Below are 4,067 nucleotides of genomic sequence, written 5' to 3'. Positions count from 1 at the left end.
GTATCATCAACTTGTCCATTTAAAAATTTCTGTAAATTAATAGTACCAGGTAAACTATAATATTCATCAAAATACAAAAATTCAGGTAAATTAGGAATTATATATTCACTTATAATATAACTTACTAATTTATCTTCGCTGTCTGTTTTTGGACTATCTATATATTTTGTTTTTAACTCTTTATATGCATCTGTAAGTTCTTCAATTTCCTTTAATTTTTCTGCTAATTCTTCTAGTGAATTACTTTTTATGAGTTCTTGTTTTATACTGTCTTCTAGCGTGTAATTTTGTAAGAACTGTTCTATAAATTTTTTTGTATTAGTTGATACATTATAAAACCTTTTAATATTATTATATGTTTTTGCAACTATAATTGATTTACTTGTAAATACTTCTTTTCCTACATCTTCTGAAATCTGATTTAATAAATCATCAGATAATTCAAAAATACAAGTTATAACATCAAAATCTTCATTTGGATATTCTTGTTGATATCTTTTTAATTCGCCTCTTGGATAATCGTTTGTACTATTAAAAGTAAATGTTTTATCTTTTGGATCAAAATAGTTGAATTTTGCCATTGCTTCAAGTAATGCAGTTTTTCCACTTTCATTTTTCCCTACTATTCTTGTAACCCCATCTTCAATCTCTATTTCTTGCTTTTCTAAAAAACTTTTGTATTTATTAATTACAACATTCTTTAATTTAATCATTATAAAACTCCCTTCAAAAATTATTCTATCCCTAAGGCTTTATATACTGCGTCTTCTGGGTTATTATAAAATGATATATTAAATTTGGAAAATAAATCACTTGGTACATTTGATATATCACTTGCTGAAGACATAGGAAGCAATATTTTCTTTGCTCCAGAATCAAAACATACTTGGAGAGTATTTGCTAATTCTTCCACTTTACTTATTGTCCCACCAATGCTCATACTTCCTAGTATAACTAAACTGCCCTGCATTGGCTTTTTTAAGGCACTACTACACATTGCAACAAAAGATGCAAGAGAAATATCTTTTGAAGCACCTACTCCTTGTAAATCTTCTATATGTAATAAATAATCTACATTATCAACTTGAATACTTGCACTTATACTTTTTTTATTTGCTTTGAAATAATTAAATGCTGTATTCAATGCTTCTTTTGTTTCTCTATCAGTTCCTATACCAGATATTGCAAATTTTCCGTGTCCACTTGGTGATTCAACTTCTATTTTAAATGTTCCTATCATTCCAGAATTACCTCTACCTATAAAATAAGTATGTCCTGCTTTTAACATTCCTTCTGGAATAAGTTTTCCTCCCCCACTCTCTGGTACAGAAATAAACTTTTCTTCCATAGTATCTAAATCAATATAAGAAAAATGCACATCATAGAATTCCATACCACCAATTTTCTTTAATTGTTCCTTAACACGTCTTCTTCCAACTAAAGCATAAGAAAGTATTTCTTCAAGTTCTTCTTTACTATATTTCCCATCTGGGTATAATAATTTTACTAAACCAGATACTGTCTTTCTTACTGCGATAACATCTCTTTGATTTAGATTATTACCTAATTTAAAGTATTTATCAAAAGAATCAGAAAATGTCCTTTTTCTCATTTCTCTAAAATATTCTGATAAGTAATCAGTAATAAATCCATATTCATCTGTTATTAATTCTGGTCGCATTTTAGGTATTTCCCATCCAGGTAAATAATAATGCATTCTATCAAAAAATGCTGAATCGTTCGCTATTTCTTTTGGAAAAGGCTCAAACAAATGAGAAGTTTTTAATAATACTTCAACACTTTGATTAATATTTCCAACAAACACCATTGAGGCGTTAGCATTCTTTTCTTCTTTACCTCTCGCAAATGAGCCAGAAGCCATATAATCTTTCATTATTTGAATTCCATCTTTGTCTTTGAAAGTTATTCCGGCAACCTCATCAAATGCCACACAATCCCACATACCAACTAAACCTATTTTCTTTTGTCCCATATTATAGAACAAGTTGGCAACTGTAGTTTGTCCACCAGATACTAATATGCTATTAGGAGATATTTCTTTATATATGTGTGATTTTCCTGTTCCTCTTGGACCTAATTCACACAAATTATAATTATTTTCTACTAAAGGTACTGCTCTTTCTATGAAATGCCATTTTTGTATTTCAGTTAAATGTGATGGCTCTATTCCCATTGAACGGATTAAAACATCTATCCATTCTTCCTTTGTAAAGTGCTTTCTTCCCTCAAATAGTTGATTTAAGTCCATATTTGGAAGTTGTATAGGATCAAGCCCTGCTACTACAAAAGGCATTCTATGTTTATCTTGGTCATCAAAACTATAACTTACTTTTATAATACACCATATACCACCAACTAAAAGTTTTTCATATTTACTAACAATTCCACTATCAATTAAAGCATCTTTTATTCCTAAATTAGAAAACTCTGCCTGATATATATCTAATTTCTCATTTAATTTAACTGTTACCTTATCAATGATTGTGTATATTCCTTTTTCTTTTATTTTTGATTTAATTTTTTCGGCTTCATCTGGTCTAACAAAGTTATCTGCTAATATCTTTTTTACTGTTTCTACTCCATCTGCAATAGCATTTTCATCATTAGTTGCACAATACATTCCAAGTAAATATTCAAGTACATAAACAGGAACATTAGCCCCCTCTTTTATTTTCTTTGTTAAATCTTTTCTTACAACTTTACCTGCAAAGTATTTATTTAACTTTTCATTTAATTCTTCCACTATTACACCTCCTAGAAATCAAAATTATTTACAATAGCAATATCAATATAGAATTTTATACGAGTAGATTCTATTCCCGTTTCTTCATCAATAATTACTAAATAATAAGGTTTATTTCTATCATAAGTAATATTTTTAAATACAAACTTTTCTCTAAAGAATCTATCTTTAACTTCAGTATTTTCATAATTTGCAATAATTGTACATTCATCAGATATTCTATTTCCATCTTCATCTTCAAAATGCAATAAGTATCTACAAGGTTTATTATTATCATCAACATTACTATCTTGTAAAAATTCTAGATAAGTAATAGCATTTGTTATTTTTGTTGATAACCCACTGTAGGTAATTCCGACTTTTTTACTTTGTTCTGTTGTTCTTGTTGATTTAAAATCAATAACAGGTATTATTATTTCTTGAGGAAGTATTCCACCGTGAACATAATTTATGCCACTACCTTGTCTTGCAAATATAATATTTCCTTTAGGAATATTTACATAGCCACTATCTTTTCCAAACACATAATCTAAATTTATTGATAAAATACCTTCTTCATTAGATAGACTATCTGAATATGAATATCTTGTTTTTTGTTTTGTAGCATTTACTATCTTACTTGTTTTTTCATAACTTTCTATCTTACCTCTTTTATAGAAGAATCCGTGATCAGCAGTTATAAAAGCATTTATTCCACTAAATGTTGTATGCAAATCTCTAACTAATTTTTCTAATTCATTTATTGCTTTATCACAGGCAGTAAATATAGTATTTTCATTATGCTCTCCTGCATTATCTATTGTATCGTGATAAATATATACCACTTTTTTACCAGAAAATAGTTTTTTCCATTCTAGTTTTGTCATTTCATATAAATCATCATATTTCACTGCAATAGAATCTATATTTTCTTTTTGAAGTAATAATTCTCTATCTTTTAAACTTGAAGAAACTTCTTTATTAGGTAATAATGAAGCCATTCCCAATTTTGTATATGATGGAACAATTCCTTGCATATATCCAATATCTGATTTACTTGCAAAGTTTTTCAATTTGCTATTAAGTTCTTTTGCACATTCATATCTAAATGCATCAGATACAATAACAATTATTCTATCTTTTTTATCATTAAATGGCTTAATATAATTTTTATAAAAATCTTTCTGCAAAGTCATACGATTAGAATCATATTTTGGCATATTCTCTATCATATCACTCCATTTAATTGATAATTCGCTCATAAAATCATTTACATATATATTTTCAATTTTATTTTTTAAATTAATGAATATATCTTTATCTT

At 27.4% G+C, this 4,067-nt stretch carries 3 protein-coding genes; all 3 read right to left on the bottom strand.

Annotated features, from left to right (window positions below; translation table 11 throughout):
- Positions 1–713, bottom strand: a 713-nt coding sequence (locus FGQ49_RS10110; RefSeq protein ID WP_171020689.1) for an AAA family ATPase, incomplete at its 3' end; no start/stop codon positions are given.
- A 20-nt stretch (positions 714–733) separates the two neighbouring features.
- Positions 734–2,764: a protease Lon-related BREX system protein BrxL gene (gene brxL, locus FGQ49_RS10105; protein ID WP_138269742.1), complete on the bottom strand. Its 2,031-nt coding sequence runs from the start codon at positions 2,762–2,764 to the stop codon at positions 734–736.
- Positions 2,765–2,775: 11 nt separating this feature from the next.
- The coding region (pglZ, locus tag FGQ49_RS10100; protein WP_138269741.1) for a BREX-1 system phosphatase PglZ type A at positions 2,776–4,067 on the bottom strand (1,292 nt) is incomplete at its 5' end.

Origin of the sequence: Anaerofustis stercorihominis (assembly GCF_005844425.1) — a bacterium.
Classification (GTDB): Bacteria; Bacillota; Clostridia; order Eubacteriales; family Anaerofustaceae; genus Anaerofustis; species Anaerofustis butyriciformans.
Note: the sequence above shows the minus strand (reverse complement) of the source record. Positions and strands in the feature narration are given on the sequence as shown.